The sequence below is a fragment of the Collimonas sp. genome (assembly GCF_035566375.1).
Taxonomy (GTDB): domain Bacteria; phylum Pseudomonadota; class Gammaproteobacteria; order Burkholderiales; family Burkholderiaceae_D; genus Collimonas.
Genome location: NZ_DATMRK010000037.1, coordinates 1 through 17,400 on the forward strand (window position 1 = coordinate 1; position 17,400 = coordinate 17,400).

The 17,400-nt window shown below is 58.6% G+C and carries 19 protein-coding genes and 1 pseudogene; 19 read left to right on the forward strand and 1 reads right to left on the reverse strand.

From position 1 onward, the window contains the following. From VNZ60_RS11700 to VNZ60_RS11730, 7 genes and pseudogenes are all read left to right on the forward strand, one after another. Positions 1-259: pseudogene (locus VNZ60_RS11700) on the forward strand (IS110 family RNA-guided transposase); the annotation flags it as partial. Between the two features lie 206 nt (positions 260-465). Further along, entirely contained in the window at positions 466-2,082 is a 1,617-nt protein-coding gene (locus VNZ60_RS11705) for a hypothetical protein (RefSeq protein WP_325659296.1), read from the forward strand. Between the two features lie 101 nt (positions 2,083-2,183). Next, positions 2,184-2,708 carry a hypothetical protein gene (locus VNZ60_RS11710; protein ID WP_325659298.1) on the forward strand — a complete coding sequence of 175 codons (525 nt, stop codon included), beginning with the start codon at positions 2,184-2,186 and terminating at the stop codon, positions 2,706-2,708. Between the two features lie 194 nt (positions 2,709-2,902). After that, positions 2,903-3,052, forward strand: a complete 150-nt coding sequence (locus VNZ60_RS11715) for a hypothetical protein (protein WP_325659300.1) — start codon at positions 2,903-2,905, stop codon at positions 3,050-3,052. Positions 3,053-3,144: 92 nt separating this feature from the next. Further along, positions 3,145-4,704, forward strand: coding sequence for a class I SAM-dependent methyltransferase (locus VNZ60_RS11720; RefSeq protein ID WP_325659302.1), 1,560 nt, complete (start codon positions 3,145-3,147; stop codon positions 4,702-4,704). A 75-nt stretch (positions 4,705-4,779) separates the two neighbouring features. Continuing rightward, entirely contained in the window at positions 4,780-6,321 is a 1,542-nt protein-coding gene (locus tag VNZ60_RS11725) for a methyltransferase regulatory domain-containing protein (RefSeq protein WP_325659304.1), read from the forward strand. Positions 6,322-6,490: 169 nt separating this feature from the next. Further along, positions 6,491-6,952, forward strand: coding sequence for a hypothetical protein (locus VNZ60_RS11730; RefSeq protein WP_325659306.1), 462 nt, complete (start codon positions 6,491-6,493; stop codon positions 6,950-6,952). 19 nt (positions 6,953-6,971) lie between these two features. On the opposite strand, the gene VNZ60_RS11735 is transcribed toward VNZ60_RS11730, so the two are convergent. Beyond that, entirely contained in the window at positions 6,972-7,586 is a 615-nt protein-coding gene (locus tag VNZ60_RS11735) for an RNA polymerase sigma factor (RefSeq protein WP_325659307.1), read from the reverse strand. Between the two features lie 298 nt (positions 7,587-7,884). On the opposite strand from VNZ60_RS11735, the gene VNZ60_RS11740 reads away from it, so the two are divergent. The 12 genes from VNZ60_RS11740 to VNZ60_RS11795 all read left to right on the forward strand — a co-directional run bounded on the left by VNZ60_RS11740 (position 7,885) and on the right by VNZ60_RS11795 (position 17,247). Continuing rightward, on the forward strand, positions 7,885-8,673 hold the full coding sequence (locus tag VNZ60_RS11740) for a hypothetical protein (RefSeq protein WP_325659309.1): 789 nt from the start codon (positions 7,885-7,887) through the stop codon (positions 8,671-8,673). A gap of 10 nt (positions 8,674-8,683) precedes the next feature. Beyond that, positions 8,684-9,190 (forward strand): hypothetical protein, encoded by a 507-nt coding sequence (locus tag VNZ60_RS11745; RefSeq protein ID WP_325659311.1) that lies wholly within the window; start codon positions 8,684-8,686, stop codon positions 9,188-9,190. A gap of 66 nt (positions 9,191-9,256) precedes the next feature. Beyond that, positions 9,257-9,592: a hypothetical protein gene (locus VNZ60_RS11750; RefSeq protein WP_325659312.1), complete on the forward strand. Its 336-nt coding sequence runs from the start codon at positions 9,257-9,259 to the stop codon at positions 9,590-9,592. Further along, complete coding sequence (locus VNZ60_RS11755) at positions 9,589-10,053, forward strand: hypothetical protein (RefSeq protein ID WP_325659314.1); 465 nt, start codon at positions 9,589-9,591, stop codon at positions 10,051-10,053. Before VNZ60_RS11750 ends, VNZ60_RS11755 begins: the two co-directional genes overlap by 4 nt. Then, the gene (locus VNZ60_RS11760) at positions 10,031-10,375 is read left to right on the forward strand and encodes a hypothetical protein (protein ID WP_325659316.1); all 345 of its coding nucleotides are present in this window, start codon (positions 10,031-10,033) and stop codon (positions 10,373-10,375) included. The genes VNZ60_RS11755 and VNZ60_RS11760 overlap by 23 nt, the downstream gene beginning before the upstream one ends. Beyond that, on the forward strand, positions 10,363-12,456 hold the full coding sequence (gene sctV / locus VNZ60_RS11765) for a type III secretion system export apparatus subunit SctV (RefSeq protein WP_325659318.1): 2,094 nt from the start codon (positions 10,363-10,365) through the stop codon (positions 12,454-12,456). The genes VNZ60_RS11760 and sctV overlap by 13 nt, the downstream gene beginning before the upstream one ends. A gap of 62 nt (positions 12,457-12,518) precedes the next feature. Next, positions 12,519-13,187 carry a hypothetical protein gene (locus VNZ60_RS11770; RefSeq protein ID WP_325659319.1) on the forward strand — a complete coding sequence of 223 codons (669 nt, stop codon included), beginning with the start codon at positions 12,519-12,521 and terminating at the stop codon, positions 13,185-13,187. After that, positions 13,184-13,603: a hypothetical protein gene (locus VNZ60_RS11775; RefSeq protein WP_325659320.1), complete on the forward strand. Its 420-nt coding sequence runs from the start codon at positions 13,184-13,186 to the stop codon at positions 13,601-13,603. Before VNZ60_RS11770 ends, VNZ60_RS11775 begins: the two co-directional genes overlap by 4 nt. Before the next feature lie 90 nt (positions 13,604-13,693). Continuing rightward, positions 13,694-14,758, forward strand: a complete 1,065-nt coding sequence (locus VNZ60_RS11780; RefSeq protein WP_325659322.1) for an FHA domain-containing protein — start codon at positions 13,694-13,696, stop codon at positions 14,756-14,758. A gap of 47 nt (positions 14,759-14,805) precedes the next feature. Continuing rightward, a complete protein-coding gene (locus VNZ60_RS11785; RefSeq protein ID WP_325659561.1) occupies positions 14,806-16,134 on the forward strand; it encodes a FliI/YscN family ATPase in 1,329 nt (442 codons plus the stop codon). After that, positions 16,131-16,634, forward strand: coding sequence for a hypothetical protein (locus VNZ60_RS11790; protein WP_325659323.1), 504 nt, complete (start codon positions 16,131-16,133; stop codon positions 16,632-16,634). The genes VNZ60_RS11785 and VNZ60_RS11790 overlap by 4 nt, the downstream gene beginning before the upstream one ends. Before the next feature lies 1 nt (position 16,635). Next, positions 16,636-17,247 (forward strand): hypothetical protein, encoded by a 612-nt coding sequence (locus tag VNZ60_RS11795; RefSeq protein ID WP_325659324.1) that lies wholly within the window; start codon positions 16,636-16,638, stop codon positions 17,245-17,247. The last annotated feature ends 153 nt before the right edge of the window (positions 17,248-17,400 follow it).

Genomic DNA, 17,400 nt, shown 5'->3' on the forward strand with positions numbered 1-17,400 from the left:
AGGCCGAACCATGATGAGCAGGGCAGGAAGCACGTCTATGCGGGCAGCACTTTACATGCCTAGCTTGGTAGCATGCCGACACAACCCAACACTACGTCGTTTTGCTGAGCGGCTATCGGCCACCGGCATGGCGAAAAAAGCTGTGATCGGGGCCGTCATGCACAAAATGACGCATCTTATTTACGGGGTGGTCCGTACTGGCAAGCCCTTCGATCCAAATTATTTAACCAACGGGCTTGCTATTCAAGACGGTATCTGACCCCAGATGACTCCAGCCCCCACATGACTCCAGCCCCCACATGACTCCAGCCCCCACATGACTCCAGCCCCCAGATGACTCCTGCCGTGGTGATGTCATGATTTCGCTGATGGAACTAAGCATCTTTCATCGTTACTTAGCATTCAGTCCGTGAGAGCCGGTGCCTTCAGGACGTTTGAATACTCAACCAAATTTCGGAGAAAAGCATGTCGTCTACTGTCACCACTATCACCACCACTGTCTATATCAGCGACGAATCCTCGCACCACCGTGGCAGTTTCCATCCGGCCAGGCACGATGACGACGGTCCGGAAAATGAAGACATAGGTCAAGAAGGCCATCGGCACGCTCACCATAGGTCGTCGGATGGAGACAGCAGCTGGCTGGACGGCTTGCCGTTTCCTGCCGCAGTGAAAGACATGATCCGCAACAAGATGAACATGGATTCCGAATCGGATCTGCCATCGGATTCGAGCGCCGCGAAAACCATCAATAATTTCCAGAAGGACCATGGCATCGGCTTATTGTCAGTGGAGCAGATGAAGGAGATGGCCGATACCGGTTATTGCACCGGCAAGGATGGCAAGACCTTCCAGGTGCCGCCGGACGTGCAGGCTGCCGCGCAAAAATTCATGTCGAATAACGGCGAGCTGTTCAAGAAAATGGAATCGGCTACCGACGGCAAGCACGACGGCCAGCTCGGCCAGGGCGATTACGACAACGCCGTCAAGGACGGCACGATTTCGGCAAACGGCGGCAGCCATTCCGGCCATACCCGCGGGCTGCAGAACGAAGATTTCCTGTCAGCTGTCATGAATGGTCATCTGTCACCCAACCGGCCGTCCGAGTACAGCGCGGCAAAAACCATCAACCAGTTCCAGAAAGATCACGATATCGGTTTGCTGTCAGTCCAGCAGATGAAGGAAATGGCCGACACCGGCTATTGCACAGGCAAGGACGGCAAGACCTTCCAGGTGCCGGAAGAAGTGCAGGATGCGGCGAAAACCTTCATGGATAACAATGGCGAACTGTTTAAAAAAATGGAATCGGCTACGGATGGCAAACATGACGGTCAACTAGGTGAAGGCGATTTCGACAATGCACTCAAGGATGGCACGATCGGTAAGAATGACAACCCCGACACCTCGTTTAGCTATACCCCGGACGACACCGGTAATCTGCCATCGAAATCAAGCGCAGCCGATACGATAGAAAACTTCCAGAAAGACAAGGGCATCGATCTGTTATCGGTTCAACAGATGAAGGAAATGGCCGATACCGGCTATTGCACCGACAAGAATGGCAAAACTTTCCAGGTGCCGGAAGAGGTACAGAACGCGGCCAAGCGTTATATGGCGAATGACGCCGAAATGTTCAAGACGGTGGAATCGGCGACCACCGGCACCCACGATGGATTGCTGTCCACCGGCGACGCCGACAATGCGCGCAAGGATGGCTCGCTGTCCACCTACGGCAAGGATGACAGCGCCGACACATCGTTTAGCTATGCCCCGGACGACACCAGTAATCTGCCATCGAAATCAAGCGCAGCAGACACGATAGAAAACTTCCAGAAAGACAAGGGCATCGACCTGTTATCGGTCCAGCAAATGCAGGAAATGGCCGACACGGGCTATTGCACCGACAAGAACGGCAAAACCTTCCAGGTGCCGGAAGAGGTGCAGAACGCGGCGAAACGCTATATGGCGAATGACGCCGAGATGTTCAAGAGCATCGAGTCGGCGACTACCGGCACGCATGACGGCCTGTTGTCCACCGGCGACGCCGACAACGCGCGTAAGGATGGCACTATCGCCGCGTAAGGGCAAGACGGGGCCGCCGGTGCAGCGGATTGAAAGCTGTGCCGGCGGCGCCATGGACGCCAATGTGCGTTTTTTTGGTGAACCGAATACCTGGAAATGACATGAGGATTGGCGGCGTCGCAGGCAGTGCTTCAAGTATCCGTGAGCTGTGCCAGGCCTGGAGCAACTATCGGGACTATTGGGATCGCAACGATGCAGCCACCGTGGCGGCAACCATCGCGGCGCCGACACTGGCCGTCGAAGCGCCGCGGCAGGCGCTGATCAGCCCAAAGCGAGGCAGCAAGTGGTTTGTTGCCAGCCTGCGCAGGACGCTGCCCAACAGATCCGTCAGAGCTGCCTGGAATCGTTTGGACGAAGGCGATCAGGGTCTCATCCCGGCCTGGAAGGGTATCGGCTACGAACAATACAAGGCGATTGAAGCGATTCCTGCCAATCACCGGACAGAGCGGCCGGTGCAAGCGGAAAAACCGAGGACGGTTCTGGTTCGCGAAAGCAGATTCGAACTGACGCCAGCTGCCACCTCGGGCGCGCTGGGCGGAACCGTCGGCAACATCGGAACCGCGCAGCGGCGATCCGGAAAAAATATCGCCGACAGGCAGCGCAAGGCCTTGCTGCGTATGAGATGAGGTGCGGTTAGCTGATATGCGGCTAGATGATGCACGGCCGGAATTCGCCACCCGTTCACCGCGCCAGAGTCCGTCACTCACGCATGGAACCGGAGCCCCTGTTTTGCCTACCTATGCAATAGCAGGTCGAGCTTGTGAACGAGCTTGTGAAAATTATTTCTAAGATCAATTGTCCTCGGGAGGATGCAATGGAGATGAAGCCATCGCCCATCGGCGAATCGGATTGCGCAGCGGGCGGCAAGCCTGCGCTTGCGGCGCTGGCGCCCGGCGTTGTCAAGCACAGCGCCACAACGCTGGAAGAAGGATTTCCGTGGCATCGGATACGACGGATGGCGAAGAAATAACTTGAAGGCTTACGCCAGGTTGCGCGCGCGGCCGCTACCCAGATCCGCGACAGAAGTACTTTTTTATTACCCTCATTGACAGGAAAAACGCTATGGATTGGCATGACGGCTACGTGTCCGATATCGACTATCTGGCAGAATTTTTCAGAGACCAAGGCCCCGCGCATTTGAGCTTCGCCTGCGTGCTGAATGGGGTTGAACCGGTGGCGCTGGATCGGCCGTTTACCTACTTCGAACTGGGCTCCGGCCAGGGGCTGACTGCCAATGTACTAGCCGCCAGCAATCCCCAAGGGGAGTTCTATGCCGCCGATTTCAATCCGGCGCATATTGCCGCCAGCCGTGAGCTTGCGGATTGCGCGCAATTGAACAATATGACTTTCCTGGAAAACAGCTTTGAAGAACTAGCTGCCGGCAAGGTCGCATTACCGCCGCTGGATTTCATCACGCTGCACGGTGTCTACAGCTGGGTCACGCCCGAGAATCGCGGCTATATCGTCGATTTCATCAAGCGCTACCTGAAACCGGGCGGGGTTGCCTATCTCAGTTACAACGCCATGCCTGGCTGGACCACCACCTTGCCTTTGCAGCGCCTGATCCTGGAGCATGTGGATTTGCATCCGGGCAGCAAGCACCAGCAGATCCAGCAGATGCGTAAGCTGGTGGCCGGCCTGATCGAAACCGAGGCGAGCTACTTCACGTCCAACACCGGCGCCAATCTGAAAGTTTATCTAAATTCAGTCATGGAAGGGGACGCCAGCTGGTCCAGTTATATTGCGCATGAATACATGAACCGTGGCTGGCAGCCGCTATACCACGCCGATGTTGCGCGCGAACTGGCGGGCGCCAAGCTGGATTTTGTCGGTTCGGCAGGTTTGTCCTGGGCTTTTCCGGATCTCATTTTTACACCCGCCCAGCAGGAATTGCTGGCTGCCGTGCCCGACGCCGCCATGCGTGAAACCGTCAAGGACTATCTGAAAAATACCTGCTTCCGCAAGGATATCTTCGTGCGTGGAGCGCGGCCGATGACTACGGCCAGGCAAACCGAGTGGCTGAAAAAGACCGGCCTGACACTCACCGCCTTGCGCTCGACGGTTACCCTGGACATGAAATTTCCGCTTAACAAATACAGCTTGCCGGAAGCGCTTTATGTTCCAGTACTTGATGCCTTGGCCCAAGGGCCGAAGACCTTGGTCCAGCTTGCTTCGCTGCCGGCGCTGGCAGGAAAGAGCATGGCCGAGGTGGCGCAAATCGCTGCCTTGCTGTCGGAATCCGAGCAGGCCTCGACTTATTTCCTGTGCTCCGCCGGCCAGGACAATCTTCCCGCGCAAAGAATGAATCGAGCGATTGCGCAGCAAGCACGGCTGGACAGCAATTACCGGGTGTTTGCGTCGCCGCTGCTAGGCAGCGGCGTCAAGGCGGCGTTATTTCAGCGCCTGGTGTATCTGTCGCTGTCGCTGCGGCCGGAGGAAAACGATGCCGACGTGATTAGCGGCCAGGTCTGGCAAGCCATGCGGGAACAGCAGCTGCCGGTCGAGCAGGATGGCCATGTGCTGACGTCCAAGGAAGAAGAACTCAGCGCAATCAGGTCGACGGTAAAGGCGATTCTTGAATATCGCAAGCCGGTCTGGGAAGACTTGCAAGTGTTGGCCTGACGCATTGGTCTAACTCATTGGCGTAACTCATTGGCGTAACCCTGGTTTAGCACTCAAGCGGAGAAGGAAAGAATAATGGATTGGAATGACGGTTATGTATCGGATATCGCCTATCCGGCGGCTTTTTTCCCGGAGCAGAGCCCGGCGCATCTGAGCTTTGCCTGCGTGCTCAATGGAGTTGAGCCGGTGGCGCTGGAGCGGCGCTTCACCTATCTTGAACTGGGCTCCGGCCAGGGCTTGACCGCCAATATTCTGGCGGCAAGCAACCCGCAGGGACAATTTTACGCAGTCGATTTCAACCCGGGCCAGGTTGCCGCGGCGCGGCAACTGGCGGGCGCCGCGCAACTGGATAACCTGAGTTTGCTGGAAAGCAGCTTCGCTGAACTGGCCGCAGGCGAGGTTGCCTTGCCGCAGCTCGATTTCATTACCATGTACGGCGTCTACAGTTGGGTAACGGCGGAAAACCGGCGCCATATCGTCAAGCTCATCGAACGTTACCTGAAGCCGGGCGGGATTGTTTATGTCAACTACAATGCGATGCCCGGCTGGACCTCGGCGCTGCCCCTGCAACGCTTGATACTGGAATATGCCGACAACCACCCCAACGCGCGCCAAGTGCAGGTCGAGCAGGCGCGGCAATTCGTCGATAGCCTGGCGCAATCCGGCGCTGCCTACTTTAACGGCGACGCCAATCTCCAGCATCGCATGGACTCGATCCACAAAGATAAAACCGGTTATCTTGCGCATGAATACATGAACCGCGGCTGGCAGCCCTTGTATCACGCCGATGTTGCGCGCGAGCTGGCCGACGCCAAGCTGGACTATATCGGTTCGGCCGAATTATCGAGAGCGTTTCCGCACCTGTTCCTGACACCGCAGCAACAGGAATTGCTCGACACCATTGCTGACCCTGCCTTGCGCGAAACCATCAAGGACTACCTGCAGAACACAAGTTTTCGCGAAGACATATTCATTCGCGGCGGCCGTCGCATGAGCGCCGCCAGGCAGGCGGAATGGCTAGGCCAGACCGGCCTGGCGCTGACCACATTACGCAGCACCGCCACGCTCGATCTGGCGTTGCCGATCGGCAGGATCAAGGCAGACGCCGACCTCTATCTGCCGGTGCTCGATGCGCTGGCCAGGCAGCCGCAGAGCTTGACGGCATTGGCGGCGCTGCCTGAGCTGGCGGGAAAGAGCCTGCTGGAAGTGGCAGAAATAGCCGCGCTGCTGACCGCATCGGGGCAAGCCTGCGTGTATTTTCTTTGTTCCGGGCAGATGTCAAATGCGCCGGCGCAAAGAATGAACCTGGCGGTGGCGCAACAGTCGCGGTTCGACGATCACTATCAGGCGCTGGCCTCCCCGCTGCTCGGCAACGGCGTCAAATCCGGCCTGGTGCAGCGGCTGATATACCGGGCCCTGTCGGCCCAGCCAGGCAAAGGCGACGCCGACGCAATTGCTCGTCAGGTACGCGATATCATGCAGGTGCAAGGGCATCGCCTGATCAAGGACGGCAAGCCGCTGGAGTCGGCCGAAGAAACACTGGCTGAGCTCCAGTTCACCACCGCAGCGATTCTTCAGCATCGCCTGCCGATCTGGCGTCAACTCAGCGTGCTGTAACCTGCTGCCGCGGCAAGTCAGGAAACTTGCCGCTCGATGTCGTCAGTGCCGGCCGTTTTCCATCGCATTCGGGGACACGGAGTAGAATGCTCTCGCAATCTCGCGACAGCATGAACTCACTGCCTTGCAACCGCATGGGCAGACATTACCAAACCTCAAGACCTTGATTTTGCGAAACAATAACGACGACATCGACGACACCGACGCTATGGACGGCGAATGCAATTATTCCGTGGAGGATATCAATCGCTTCCTCACGGAGTTGATCCTATTAGCCGATCAAGCAGCGCCAGGTGCGCCGGTGCTCGAATTGCAGATCGGCGAGATCCTGACCAGGACCGCCGTCGAAGCAGGTGGCGCAGATCATTATTTATCGATCACCGGATTGTTGCCCAGATGCGCACAGCCGCATTATCTTTCGCTCCCAGTCCCAGTCCCAGTCCCAGCCTCAGCTGCGGCGGATCAAGCTGCCGCAACCGCCGAATTTTTATGGCACGCCGATGAAGGCCGTTACATCGTGGTACGCAAAATACCTGTGACAGAACTGCCTGACGGCTTCAGCATCATGGACGCCATACTGCTCACCGCCGATCTGGCCACTACCTATTTGTCCTCGATCAGCGCTGGCTAGCTCGCCAGCGCGGCGCCGCCTAACGGCGATCATGGCAGCCAGACATGGACGGCATGCCGCATTCATGGCGCACTGCGGCCCGCACGCGCGACACGCGCGAGCGCACGGTGCCGATCGGGATATGCAAATGTTCGGCAGCTTCTTCGTAGGTTGCATCGCCATCCAGAACGGCTTCAAAAGTCGAGCGTAATTTGGCCGGCAGCTCACTCAGCAATGCATCCACTTTACCGGCGATCTGGCGCAGCTCGAACAGCAGCGCCGGATCGGCATGCGCATCGACAATCTGTTCCATGAAATTTTCATCGACCATGTCATATTTATCGGCGCTATTGCGACGCACCTGATTGCGCGCCAGATTGAGCGCAATCCCGAACAGCCAGGTCGACGGTTTCGACAAACCGGAAAAGCGATGTACGCACTTCACCGCTTCGATGAAAGTATTTTGCACCACGTCTTCGGCGTCTTCGCGATTGCCGACATAGCGCTGCACGAAGCGCAGCAGATGGCTGCGGTGATCGGTATATAGCTGAACAATGTCGATGCTGGCAGCCGGCGCGCCGGCGCTGCTGTCGGCGGTGTCGGCAACGGTGGCGGTAACAAATGTGTGGTTGGTATCAGAAGCAGTGTGCAGCATGGCGTTCCCCTTGAAACACTGGTGTTGGTCTGAAAGCGAAGACACTGCCACTTTGGTTTCGGCGCTGTCTTTGCAGGTATGGATGAAAGATAGCAGCCGTAATGCGAAGCGCGCGGGTTCTGTGAGTATTCGTGAGACATTGAAAAAAGTTGAGGAATAACCGCGCGATTTCCTGTCATCGAATGGAACCGCTGGTGCATTCGAGCAGACTGAGCTGCGCCCCGGGCGGCATGAAAATCCAGGCAAGCTGTGTGCCGCGGGATGGAACTGCAATCGCCATCGGCGCCACAGAATCGCCATGAACATGCAAATCAACCGCTTCAACAACAATCCCCTGGAGCCGCTGCCCGCGGAAAAACTGCTGGCGTCGACTGCAGCCAGGCCGGCTGGCGCCAGCAACAGCACGGCGACGGAATTGACGCCGCTGGACGCCATCAATGCGCAGGCGGGTATCAAGGAAGGTCTTAGCTACCACAAGAAAAGCCTGCATCAGCGGCGCCTGGCGCCGGCGCGCACGCAGCCGCCGAATCGCAGCAATCTCACAAAAAAACCGCGTATCAATGTCAATAATCGCGACGACATGGATGAAGATGAACCACATCTGTTTCCCGTATCCGATACGCTGGATTTGCTGCGTGAAGACAGCGGACGGGAGCAGCGCGCCGAAGTGGAAGCCAGGCTGGCGCAGCATTTTGATCCGATGCAGCGTTACAACGTACTGTTCGATGCATTGCAAGATGTAGAGCAACAGCCGGTGAGCAAGCACAAAAAAAATTCAATGAAAAACGCGCTCAACGAAATGATGAGCGATCTGATGGAACGCTATCCGCACGAGTTGAGGAAGGCCCTGCAGGAAACCGACGATCTGGTGGTGTCGCTGGAGGCGATGGCGGCAGACGAACATGGTCATGGCAAGCTGCCGTCGACGCGCGAGCTGCGCTTTCTGATCGGTGCCAAATCCAAGGGAAACTTCGATGCGCCGCTCACGCCATTGACCATGCTGAAAGCGTTGATAAAAAATTTCGGCGCGGAGAATTGCATGCAAGTTACCAGAAGCCTGCGTTCCAGAATGATGTCCGGCCTTTGAGGAGATTTTCATGAAATCAGATCTGCGCCAGAATCCGCAGCGAAGCATGGGACGTTACTGGCTGACGATGTCGGATGCATCGGCGTTTACATTGGTCAATTCCAGTTTCTATATCGCCGAAGCTTTACGCCGCGACCTGGCCGAGAAAACCCAGATACTCGCCAAAGAAAGTGCGGCCGAAATGGCAGTGTCTCTGCTCACCGCTGTGGAAGCGGGTTGGGGCAAAGGAAAAGCCTCGCAGCTGGTAAGCAAAATTGTCGAGTTGAAGAAACACAGCCCGGCCAGGAAATCCACTGCGTATTCCCTCATCCGCGACGCCATGGAAAATTTGCCGCTGACGCTGTGGCCGCCAGACAAGTTGCCGGCGCGCCGCGAATTGCTGGAAGAATTAGGCCGGCTAGCCAGCAACGCTCAGGCCGAGATGCCGCTGCTGCCGAGCTATGAAGAACAGAGGGAACAGCAATGGCGCGATTCGATAGCAGCGCTGAGCAGGGCGGAATCGAGGCAGCGGCTATAGCGGCAGCAGTAACTGGTAACGGTAACCGGCTGACAACAAGCGGCCACAGCGAACAGGAGAATCGACATGATGGAACAGCTGCTATCGCAACTGATGCGAGATGCGCGCATGGAGCAGGCCGTAGCCGGGCTCACTTTGGACAACGGCATGCATATGTTTGCCTATCCGCAGGAACAGGGCGTGCTGGTTGCAGTCGGCGTCGGCATTGGCGGTGGCGGCCAGATCCAGGGCGCATCGATATTGCGCAAACGCTCGCAAGACATGCCGCGCTTTGGCGCGTGGCTGCCGGTTCAGTTCAACGACGGCAGCTGGTATGTGGTCAGACGCACAGGCGCTAACGGCGATGATGCCGCGGCTATCTCCGAGGAAGAATTGATTGCGGCTGAGGAGTTATTGACTTGAGCAGCCTGCCTTTATCCGGCGCAGACCGAGTCAGGTATGCGGACAGCAGTGAATTCGGAGAAATCCAGAATCTGTCCGAGGTCTCGCCGGCGCTGAAATCGCGCACCTATCTGCTGCCGCAGGAAGAAGCGGCGTCGTTGCCGCCGCCGCTAATTATCACCGCGCCGGCGATGCTGCTGCTGAACCGCATGCTGGGGGCGCGCCTGACATTCGATAACCCCGCCTGGAGCGGCGATCCGCTGCCGCGCATGCGGGCTTTGCAAAGAAAACTGATCGAACAGTCCTTGACCAGGCCGCCAGGCGACAGGACGGAGTGCATGGATGCGATCAGGCTGGTGGAACAAGCGGTGCAATTGCGCATGAGATGGCAGCAAATGCGTAAGAGCGATGCGGAAGCGGACCTCAATCCGCAGGATGAGGATAAGGATAAAGAGCGCGATGAGGAAACGAGTACAGCGTAACGCCATGCCGGATGAGCTGATGCTGGCGACCGGCCTGGTATGGGGGCATCTGAACGCCTTTCAGTTTGAAGAAGCATATCGGCTGGCCAGGGGCTGCCTTTGCATCTGGCCGGCGGACAAGTGGTTGATCCTGATGGCGTCCTATGCCGCCGCGGAATTACTGGAGCCTGTCGAGCGCGAGGTGTTGCTGGCCTTGAAAGACGAGGAGTGCGCGGAGTGGGTTGCTCTGGTATTGCGCCGTATGGAAATTCACGACGTCACGGCCGCTGCGCCGTATGAACTCACTGAACTCAATCAAGGAAAACCTTCATGCAAGCGATGAGCATCGTACTATTGCTGAATCGATTTTCCGCAAAGGTGGCAAAAAGGGCGGAACTGATGGCTGCCGCCCTGGTGATCGGCATCGTCTTCATGCTGGTCTTGCCGATGCCTGTGTGGCTGCTGGATATATTGATTTCCCTCAGCTTGTGCGCTTCCGGCTTGATCGTGATCGTGGCGATGTACATGTCGGGGCCAACTGCATTCTCGACGTTTCCCGCAGTCTTGCTGCTGACCACACTATTCCGGCTGGCGATTTCAGTCTCCACCACCCGCCTGATCCTGCTTGAAGCGGATGCTGGCCATATCGTCGAAACTTTCGGCAATTTCGTGGTCGGCGGCAATCTGGTGGTCGGCCTGGTGATCTTCCTGATCTTGACCGTGGTGCAGTTCATCGTCATTACCAAAGGTTCGGAGCGGGTCTCGGAAGTATCGGCGCGTTTTTCCCTGGACGCCATGCCAGGCAAGCAGATGTCTATCGACAGCGACTTGCGCGCCGGCTTGCTGACAGCCGAGGAAGCCAAGGCCAAGCGCTCTCATCTAGGCCAGGAAAGCCAGCTGCATGGGGCGATGGACGGCGCCATGAAGTTTGTCAAAGGTGATGCAATCGCCGGCATTTGCATCGTGGCGATCAATCTGATCGGTGGCATTTCCATCGGTATCGTCCAGCGCGGCATGGACGCCGGCGAAGCAATGCGCGTGTATTCCATCTTGTCGATCGGCGACGCGCTGATCGCGCAGATCCCGGCGCTATTGATTTCCCTGGGCGCCGGCATGATCACCACGCGCGTGATCAACGACAATCACAAAGACGGCGAAACCAGCAACATCGGCCAGGATATCGTCGGCGAACTGTTTTCCGAGCCGAAGGCGCTGCTGACCGCGGCAGCCATCATGCTGCTGTTCGGCTTGATTCCGGGCATGCCTACCCTGGTATTCATTTCGCTGGCGTTCGGCCTCAGCGTGGCGGGCGTGATCGGCCTGCTGAAACCGTTGGCCGACGCCCATCAACAGCGCGAAACCGAGGAAACCGAGAGAAAGAACGCCGGTATTGTGGATCTGACGAATTTTTCCGCGACCACGCCTTTTATCCTGCGCATGCCGGAATCGATGAAGGCCACGCAGGAAGCGGAGATCATCCGCACGGCGGTGCGCGTTATGCGCAACGGTATGCTGGAACGGCGCGGCATTCCGGATTTGAAACCGATTGATTTCGAGTTTCATGCTTCGATCCCGGAAGGGCGCGTTCATTTCCTGATGTCCGAGGTGCCATTGGTCGACAATGAAATAATGCTCGGCTGGGGCGCCACCAGGGAGAGCCAGGAACGCCTGTCCGAACTGGGTTTCACGGCGATCGAGCGTAACATCGCCGGCTCGCGGCGGAGCCGGGTGTGGGTGCGTCTCGACGATGAAACCAGGCTGACCGAGGCCGGCGTCCAGTTCCAGCGCTGGGAACGCGTGTTTGCCGCCGATATCGAAGTTGAAATGCTGCGCAACTGCCAGATGTTTGTCGGCGTGAATGAAGTCATACGCTTTACCCGCTGGGCTGAACGGCGCTATCCCGAACTCGGCAAAGAGGTGATCAAATCGGTCACCTTGCCGCGCCTGACCGAGGTGGTGCAGCGCCTGACGCGCGAAGGCGTGTCGCTGCGCAATGCGCGCCTGCTGCTGGAAACCACGCTCGACTGGGCGCCCAAGGAACGCGATCCGGATGTGATCGCCGACTATGTGCGGCTCGCACTCAAACGGCAGCTGTGTTACGAGGTGGCGCGTGACGGCCTGATCGAAGTGATCCTCCTGTCGCCAGAGCTGGAAGACAAATTGCGCAACGCGATGCGCCAGACCAGCCAGGGCAGCTACGTCGATATCGACGCTGAAGTCGAACAGTCTATCCTCGATAAATTGAACGAATTATCAAGCAATGTCAGTTCCACCATCGCGCCGCCGGTGCTGGTCACCGCAGCCGACATCCGGCGCTCGGTACGTAAGCTAATCGAAGAGGAATTCTTTCCGGTGCCGGTATTCGCGTTTTCTGAACTGACGCAGCATGCCAAGGTAAAACCGGTCGGCATGATCGAAGTGTAGGCGGCGGCCGGTAATGTACCGCACAGCATCGATTTAATGGAACATAAAATGGAGCATCAAGCATGATTCCCAGTCACTCACCCCATCTGTCTCCTGTGGCTCCGCCCGAGGCAGGCCAGCACAATCCGCCAGCCGCCGCCGGCAAGTTTGCGCCCAAGGCTCCGTTGGGCATTTTCAACAAACTCGCCGCCTTCAATTTTGGCTTTCTGACTGCCCGCCTGCAAGCCTTTGCACCACAGCACCAGGACCACAGCCATCGTTTTCCGGCCGGCGGGCCTGATGCTGCCGGGCACATTGATAAGCATCAGTTCACGCGGAACATCTTTTCCCTTGCAAGCGCGCGGCTTAGGGGCCATGAACAGGATATTTGCCGCGCACTGAAAGAGATGGAAAGAACGCTAGGGGCGCCCGCAGATTGGTCGGAGTCGCACTGCAAAGATGCTGACAACGCCCGGCGCGCATTGGCCGAAGCCGGACGCAAGAACGCGTTGGCGCTGATTGGCTGCAGCCCATCTGATGACGCGGCAGCGCCGCAGCAGAACGCCGGCGCTCACAGTGAGGTTGAAAAACAGCCGCCTGCCGCTTTGCCTTCCGAGATAGAACAACAGCAGCAAGAGCAGTTGAAAAAGAACCAGGAAAATGTGGATAGCCACGATCGCGGCCAGGACCGCGCCCCGGATCGCTCCGCTTCCAGGCCACCATCTCAGCATCAGGACGGAGCAGCGCAATGAACGCTTCAGCAGAAAAAATATCGGAGCAAACGCATGCTGCGACGATGACGCACGAGCACGCCATGAGCATCATCGCGCGCGCCAGCGAAGACCGGTTTCTAGCCAGGGAAATCGATAAATTGCGGGAAAAATGCTGCGTATTCGTGAACGAGGTCATGCACGAGGTGACGCTTGCGCTTGGCGCCGGCAGCCAGACCGCAGCCTTGCTACGCAGCAAGCAGGATACCGCAGCCGCTCTGTGCAGCGCGGCGCGCCAGCGCGAAGGCTTGGCAAGGCAAAGGCGCGAGCTGGCCGAAGCGATGGTGATAGGAGCGCTGCTCAACAGCGACAACCTTGACTGGGATCCGCTGGACCCGGCAACCGGCCGCAGCGACAGCAAAAGCATTCTGCTGGCGCTGTTGAAGACCTTGGATTGAATCGCAGCGCATCGTTCGCTTTCAATGGAACTAGCCGGCGCCAGATTCTACTCATCGATATACATGTGCATTTTTTGATGGAGCAGAATCATGGTCGAACTACGCATTCTCAACGGCTATCATCGGGGCGCGACATTGCCTCTGCACGAAGCGATCCTGATCATCGGCGCCAGCGACGACGCCGATGTGGTGCTGGTCGATCCCGGTGTGGCCCCCAGGCACGCCAGTTTGCAGCTGACGCCGCAGGGTTGGACCTTAGCCGCCCTGGATGGCGACCTGCGCAGCGCCGACAGCAACGCGCAACAGCAGCTGTTGCATCTGGCTGCCGGCGATTTCGCCCGTGCCGGACAAATATGGCTGACTGTGGTTGAGCAGGAATCCGCCTGGCAAGATCCGCCACCGATGCCAACCCACGCGCCAGCGGACAGCGCCGACACCGCTATGGCGGATGACCATGATGACATCTACAGCACTACCGGCGCCGCAGGCTTCGATCCAGCGGCGGCTGGCGATGAATCGAATCCTGCGGCGCCGCTGACGGCTAGCGGCAATGCGCAAAAATCCTCGCAGCGTGGCGCCCGCAAACGCCGTTTTCTGCTGATCCCGGTGGTGCTGGGGACGGTGCTGTTCGCCGCCGCCGCTTACGCGATCACCGCCAAATATCCGGGCGCTACGCCGAAAACCGCATCCATCAGGTCGGCCGCGGCCCTGGCGCCGGAAAAAAATCAGTCAGGCATGCTGCAGACGCCTGGCCAGCCGGAAAAAAGATTGTCGCAGGAAGCCTTGCGCCAGGCGTTCCGCCAGCGCCTGGAGCAAGTCGATCTGCTGAAACGCTTCAACTTGAAACTGGACGACTATTCATGGTCGATGCAGGCGGCGCTGGATGAAGACGAGGCTCAGCGTTTTCAACGCATGCTGGCCGCCTTCATGGCCGCCAACCAGATCAGCTTCCCGGTCGATGTCAAGATCGGCAGCGCCGAAGCGATGTTGCCGTTCAAGATTCAGCAAGTCATTTCCGGCGCCAACGCCAGCATCGTGACGCAAGATGGCAACCGTCTGTATATCGGCGACGAATATCGCGGCATGCGGCTGGCGGCAATCGATGGCAACCAGCTTAGCTTTACCGGCAAGCGCATCATCGAAGTGAAGTGGTGACGCCGCAAGCCGGTCTGATCGAGGGCATCGATCGCAGCCTGGAACAGATGCGCGGCAAGCTGCCCGCCTGGTTGGCAAGGTTGCCGCCCAAGCCGGGTTTCAGCAGCCACGGCAAGGTGTCGCAGGTATTGGGCGTGCTGATCGAAGCGCAAATGCCGCCGGTGCAAATCGGCGAACTGTGTCATCTGTTTAACCCGGATCTGCCCGGCAAGCCGATGCTGGCGGAAGTGATCGGCTTCACCGATAAATTTGCCATCCTCTCGGCCCTTAGTCCGCTCGAAGGTGTTTCCAACCGGACCATCATCGAGCCGCTGCGGCGCGCGCATTCGATTGAAGTCGGAGATCATCTGTTCGGCTGCGTGCTGGACGGATTCGGGCGCTGGATGTTTCGCGCACCGGCGGCCAGCGGCACCGTTTCCACCTGGCGCGATACGGTACCGGTGATGCGCGACGCACCCAAGGCGACCGACCGCCCGCGCATCGCAACGCCGCTGGCGACCGGGGTGCGCGCTATCGACGGCCTGCTGACAATGGGGGTAGGACAACGCATAGGCGTGTTTGCCGGCCCCGGTTGCGGCAAGACCACGCTGATGGCGGCGATTGCCCGCGGTTGCGAGGCAGACGCCATCGTGTTTGGCTTGATAGGCGAACGTGGCCGCGAGTTGAATGAATTCCTGCAGCACGAACTGGACGCCGATCTGATTCGAAAAACCATCGTCGTCTGCGCCACATCCGACCGCACCTCGATGGAACGCTCGCGCGCCGCGTTTACCGCCACTGCGATTGCCGAAGCCTTTCGCGCCCGCGGCAAAAAGGTCTTGCTGCTGGTCGATTCGCTGACGCGTTTTGCCCGGGCCCAGCGCGAAATCGGCCTGGCTGCCGGCGAACCGCCGGCGCGCGGCGGTTTCACGCCGTCGGTATATACCATGCTGCCGCGCTTGATAGAACGCGCCGGCAGCACGCCGGAAGGATCGGTGACCGCGATGTATACCGTGCTGGTGGATGGCGAATCGGCGTCCGATCCGATCGGCGACGAAGCCAAATCCTTGCTCGACGGGCATATCCTGCTGACCCGCAAACTGGCTGAACAAAGCCATTACCCCGCTATCGACGTGCTGGCCAGCATCAGCCGGGTCATGAGCAATGTGACGAGCAGGGATCACCGCAAGGCGGCCTCGCATTTCCGCGAGCTGATGGCGCGCTATCAGGAAATGGAATTGCTGATCCGGCTCGGCGAATACAAATCCGGCGCCGATCCGATCGCTGACCGAGCGATGAAAATGCGGCCCGAGCAGTTGGCTTTCTTGCGCCAGGACACCAGCGCCGGTTTCGATTATCAAAAGACGCTAGCCAAGCTGATGGAGCTACAGGGATGAACCGCCATGAGACTGAAACGGGTAACGGCCGCCGGCGCGCCAGGCGTGAAGTGGTCGAGGTGCCGGAACGGAAAATCGAAGACAAGCGCCTGGACCAACTGCTAAACGTCCGCAAACAGCGTTTGAGCCGTCTCGAACGCGAGCGCAATGCGGCGCGCGCTGCCTGGCGCGCAGAACGGCAGGCGCTGCACGATATCAAACAACGCTGGCGCGAAGCCTCGCATCAGGCTAAAGAACAGTGGCGGCAGGCGCGCGCGGCATTCCTGGCGATGAGCACCACCAGCGGCCAGTTTCGCAAGGCCAAATCGATGTATGAACGGATGAAGCAAGACGCTGCCCAGTTATATATGGGATGCCAGGAGAAACTGCAGCGCTGCCGGCAGGCCGGCAAAGTTTTTTTTGAGGCGCGCCAGTGTGTGCTGGAAGCCAATCGCCAGCAGGAAAAACTGAGCATCCTGCGCGATGAGATGCGCCTGCTGGCGTCAACAGACGAGATGTAGCATGGCCGCCATCCGCATACCGCCGGTAACCCCGGCCAGCGTGGCGCAACAGCCGCCAGTGCGCAAGCAGCCTGCTGCGGCTGCGCCGTTTTCCCCACGGTTGCCGCCGCGCCAGCCGGAAGCGCCGGCGCCGCCGGCCCGGCCGCCGCTGCGCAAGGTCGCATCGGCCAGCCGCAAGGGATCCGCTACGGACAATTCCTGCAGCGCCTGGCAAAGCTCGGCGCAAGACCGCGCAGACGATAGTTGCTGCGGTCTTTTCAGTGGCCTGGCGTTGACGGACCAGCAGGGACAGTCGGCAGGCGGGCAAGACGATGGCGGCACCGAATCAGGCAAGGCTGCTGAGGCTGGCGATGTTGAGGCTGGTGAAGCAGCGCTGGATGCCGAAGAGCTGCTGGATTTGCTGCCAGCCGGCGGCGACAGCGGCATCTTTGAAGTACTGCTGCCCGGTGGCGAAACCTTGGGCGTGGCGGTGGATCTGCATCCTGCGTCAGCCTCCTACCTGATAACCGCCGGCAGCGACAAAACGCGCAGTATGCTGCGCGCAAAAAAAATGGAACTGGAACAGGGTTTGCAGCGACGTATGCATAGAAACATCGAGCTTGCGATTCTTTAGCAGCACACTGAGAAAGGCGCTGAGCAAGGTAATGCGCAGAGCGTTCAGGCCTGCAAGCGCAGCAGAAGTCAAACTTTGTGAGAGAACTGTCCGGGCCGCAACCTAACCCTGACAACCCTGATATTCCTGTCAACGCCAGATCAGAATGAGCAG

Coding starts and splice junctions, on each gene's coding strand:
- VNZ60_RS11705 (WP_325659296.1), top strand. CDS start 466: ATGTCGTCTACTGTCACCACTATCACCACCACTGTCTATATCAGCGAC.
- sctV (WP_325659318.1), top strand. CDS start 10,363: ATGCAAGCGATGAGCATCGTACTATTGCTGAATCGATTTTCCGCAAAG.
- VNZ60_RS11780 (WP_325659322.1), top strand. CDS start 13,694: ATGGTCGAACTACGCATTCTCAACGGCTATCATCGGGGCGCGACATTG.
- VNZ60_RS11735 (WP_325659307.1), bottom strand. CDS start 7,586: ATGCTGCACACTGCTTCTGATACCAACCACACATTTGTTACCGCCACC.
- VNZ60_RS11715 (WP_325659300.1), top strand. CDS start 2,903: ATGAAGCCATCGCCCATCGGCGAATCGGATTGCGCAGCGGGCGGCAAG.
- VNZ60_RS11710 (WP_325659298.1), top strand. CDS start 2,184: ATGAGGATTGGCGGCGTCGCAGGCAGTGCTTCAAGTATCCGTGAGCTG.
- VNZ60_RS11760 (WP_325659316.1), top strand. CDS start 10,031: ATGAGGAAACGAGTACAGCGTAACGCCATGCCGGATGAGCTGATGCTG.
- VNZ60_RS11785 (WP_325659561.1), top strand. CDS start 14,806: ATGCGCGGCAAGCTGCCCGCCTGGTTGGCAAGGTTGCCGCCCAAGCCG.
- VNZ60_RS11720 (WP_325659302.1), top strand. CDS start 3,145: ATGGATTGGCATGACGGCTACGTGTCCGATATCGACTATCTGGCAGAA.
- VNZ60_RS11750 (WP_325659312.1), top strand. CDS start 9,257: ATGATGGAACAGCTGCTATCGCAACTGATGCGAGATGCGCGCATGGAG.
- VNZ60_RS11725 (WP_325659304.1), top strand. CDS start 4,780: ATGGATTGGAATGACGGTTATGTATCGGATATCGCCTATCCGGCGGCT.
- VNZ60_RS11790 (WP_325659323.1), top strand. CDS start 16,131: ATGAACCGCCATGAGACTGAAACGGGTAACGGCCGCCGGCGCGCCAGG.
- VNZ60_RS11770 (WP_325659319.1), top strand. CDS start 12,519: ATGATTCCCAGTCACTCACCCCATCTGTCTCCTGTGGCTCCGCCCGAG.
- VNZ60_RS11740 (WP_325659309.1), top strand. CDS start 7,885: ATGAACATGCAAATCAACCGCTTCAACAACAATCCCCTGGAGCCGCTG.
- VNZ60_RS11795 (WP_325659324.1), top strand. CDS start 16,636: ATGGCCGCCATCCGCATACCGCCGGTAACCCCGGCCAGCGTGGCGCAA.
- VNZ60_RS11745 (WP_325659311.1), top strand. CDS start 8,684: ATGAAATCAGATCTGCGCCAGAATCCGCAGCGAAGCATGGGACGTTAC.
- VNZ60_RS11775 (WP_325659320.1), top strand. CDS start 13,184: ATGAACGCTTCAGCAGAAAAAATATCGGAGCAAACGCATGCTGCGACG.